General features: G+C 51.1%; 2 protein-coding genes and 1 pseudogene. 2 read left to right on the top strand and 1 reads right to left on the bottom strand.

The annotated features are described in order from the left end of the window. Positions 1–70: 70 nt before the first annotated feature. Entirely contained in the window at positions 71–1,849 is a 1,779-nt protein-coding gene (locus E0E41_RS18340; protein WP_438819476.1) for a VirB4-like conjugal transfer ATPase, CD1110 family, read from the top strand. A 10-nt stretch (positions 1,850–1,859) separates the two neighbouring features. Continuing rightward, positions 1,860–2,210 (top strand): annotated as a pseudogene (locus E0E41_RS18345) (HTH domain-containing protein); the annotation flags it as partial. A gap of 52 nt (positions 2,211–2,262) precedes the next feature. Here the strand turns inward: E0E41_RS18345 and E0E41_RS18350 are convergent. After that, complete coding sequence (locus E0E41_RS18350) at positions 2,263–2,652, bottom strand: DUF1273 domain-containing protein (RefSeq protein WP_242623882.1); 390 nt, start codon at positions 2,650–2,652, stop codon at positions 2,263–2,265. Positions 2,653–2,976 lie beyond the last annotated feature (324 nt).

Below are 2,976 nucleotides of genomic sequence, written 5' to 3' on the forward strand. Positions count from 1 at the left end.
AAAGACCAAAGCAGGATTGGCCGTGATGTTGTCGAAGTGGGGCTTTTGAAGCGCACCTTTGACGAGTACCATGTACGCTTTATTGCGGCAAATGACAACCTTGATACCGCCAACGGCTTTGATATATTTCAAGACGATGGGGGCCGTGGCTCATGTGCTGGACGCCAAGGAACGTCTGGAAGTGCTGCATGGGGTACTCCACCCCGACGCCGAGCCGTTTCAGTTTGAATGGAAATGGCTGGCCCCGTCCGGCCTCTCCACCAAAGATTTTATCGCCCCGTCCTCGTTCCGCTTCGGCAATTCCCGGATGTTCGGGCTGGGCGGCAAGTATGGGGCTGTGAGCTTCTTAAACATCCTGTCCCCGGAGCTGTCGGACGAAATGCTGGCCGACTTCCTCAACACGGAAAACGGCATTGTCGTCAATCTCCATGTGCAGGCCATCGACCAAAGCGAGGCCATCAAGACGGTAAAGCGCAAGATCACCGACCTTGACGCCATGAAGATACAGGAACAGAAACGAGCTGTCCGCAGCGGCTACGACATGGACATTCTGCCCAGCGACCTTGCCACCTACGGACAGGACGCCAAGGAGCTTTTGAAAACCCTGCAAAGCCGGAATGAGAGGATGTTTCAGATCACTTTTCTGGTGATGAACACCGCCGACACCCGGCAGAAGTTGGAGAACGATGTGTTTTGGGCCGCAGGTGTGGCGCAGAAATACAACTGTTCCCTTGTCCGTTTGGACTACCAGCAGGAACAGGGCCTTATGAGCAGCCTGCCGCTGGGGGCCAACCACATCAAAATCGAGCGTTCCCTGACGACTTCCAGCGTGGCCGTGTTCGTTCCTTTCGTGACGCAGGAGCTTTTCATGGGCGGCGACGCCATGTATTACGGCGTCAATGCCAAGACCGGCAACATGATTATGCTGGACAGAAAACGGGCGCGGTGTCCCAACGGCTTGAAGCTGGGTACTCCCGGTTCCGGCAAGTCTATGAGCTGCAAATCCGAGATCGTCAGCGTATTCCTTTGTACGCCGGACGATGTATATATCTGCGATCCAGAGGCGGAATATTACCCCCTTGTGAAGCGGCTCCACGGCCAAGTGGTGAAGCTGTCGCCTACCAGCAAATCCTATGTGAACCCGCTGGACATCAACCTGAATTACAGCGAGGACGAAAACCCGCTGGCGCTGAAATCCGACTTTGTGCTGTCGTTCTGTGAGCTTGTCATGGGTGGCAAGAACGGGCTGGAAGCCATTGAAAAGACGGTCATTGACCGTGCTGTGCAGGTGATCTACCGGCCCTATCTGGCAGACCCCCGCCCGGAGAATATGCCGATCCTGTCCGACCTGCATCAAGCTCTGTTAGACCAGCATATCCCGGAGGCCGACCGTGTGGCGCAGGCCCTTGACCTGTATGTAAACGGCAGCCTGAACGTCTTTAATCACCGCACCAATGTCAACATCGAGAACCGCATTGTGGCCTTCGACATTAAAGAGCTGGGCAAACAACTCAAAAAGCTGGGGATGCTCATTGTCCAAGACCAGATTTGGGGCCGTGTGACCCAAAACCGCAGCCAAGGCAAGGCAACGTGGTATTTCTGCGACGAGTTCCATTTGCTTCTGCGAGAGGAACAGACAGCCGCTTTCTCCTGTGAGATTTGGAAGCGGTTCAGAAAATGGGGCGGCATCCCGACAGGTGCCACCCAGAACGTCAAAGACCTGCTTTCTTCCCCGGAGATCGAAAACATTCTGGAAAACAGCGACTTCATTTGCCTGCTCAATCAGGCGTCCGGCGACCGGCGCATCCTTGCAGAGCGATTGAACATTTCCCCGCAGCAGTTACGGTAATGTAAATACCCTTGCAAAATATTTAGGGTTATCTGTGGAGCAGATCAATGATATTGCCAACGGAAATTTGCAATGTGTTTTAGGGAAACACACGATAATAGATAAGATCATGTTTCTCTACGTCATTACTTGTGAAGAAGCCGATTTGAAAGCAAGTGCCTTTTTGGAAGTGCTTATATCCTACCATCACTTATCTAAAGCTACGATAGCAAAAATGGCAAAAGTTAAAGTTGGCGATATTGAAAAAATGATGGAAGGCTTGGCCGATGAAGTCGATACAGAAGCAAAATATAAAATTACGACCACTGTTATGTCATTGAGGTTTTTCCTAAAGGATTGTGAACCACCTATTGAAGAATAAATAGTTTCGTCAAGCAAAGCGCCGGGCGCGGGGCATCCCCCACGTCCGGCGCTTATTTTTCGTGTCCGACCCGGAAAATCCGTTTGCAGCAGCGTTCCGCATATTTCAGTGTTTGATAGGCCCCGCCGTGATCCCGCCATACCATAGCAATTAAGCAATCCGCCCGGTCTACCATCCAGCGATTGCAGGCAGTGATCGCCTGTTTATAGTGGATGCCTGCAAGCTCAATGGGGATCAGGATTTCGTCAAAGCGGCTTTCGTAGTATTCCTTATCTGTGTTTAGCCGCTGCTCCATGTAGGGCAGCACCAGAACCAGTGAGATTGCCTTGTCCGGGTGCCGGTGCTTTAGAGTGCGAACCGCGCTGGCGCAAAGGGCGTCAAACTCTCCCTTGCCGCCCACATAGCAAGTCATTTCCTGTTCCGCTTCCAGCAGCCTTTCCAATATCTCAACCACCCGCGACTGTCCGAGGCCAAAGACTTCCCTGTGTCCCGCAAAAGTACAAACCAACATATCTATTCCCCCACCTTAAAAAGTTTATTTAATAAGCCAACCCATCACAGAAAATTTGCAAAACTTAAAGTATATAAATTTTGAATTTACACAGTTTATTATATATCTGTGCCGGGTACTTTACAATAAAGTCTGCAAATAAAAAGTCAACAGGGAATTGAGGAAAGTTTGCAACCTTAGTAGGAGGCGAAAGAGAGCAAAACAAAAAGACCGCCGCGCAAGCGCCGGTCAAATTGAAAGAGTATGGAAGTGGTT

Origin of the sequence: Intestinimonas massiliensis (ex Afouda et al. 2020) (assembly GCF_900626285.1) — a bacterium.
Lineage (GTDB): Bacteria > Bacillota > Clostridia > Oscillospirales > Oscillospiraceae > Flavonifractor > Flavonifractor massiliensis_A.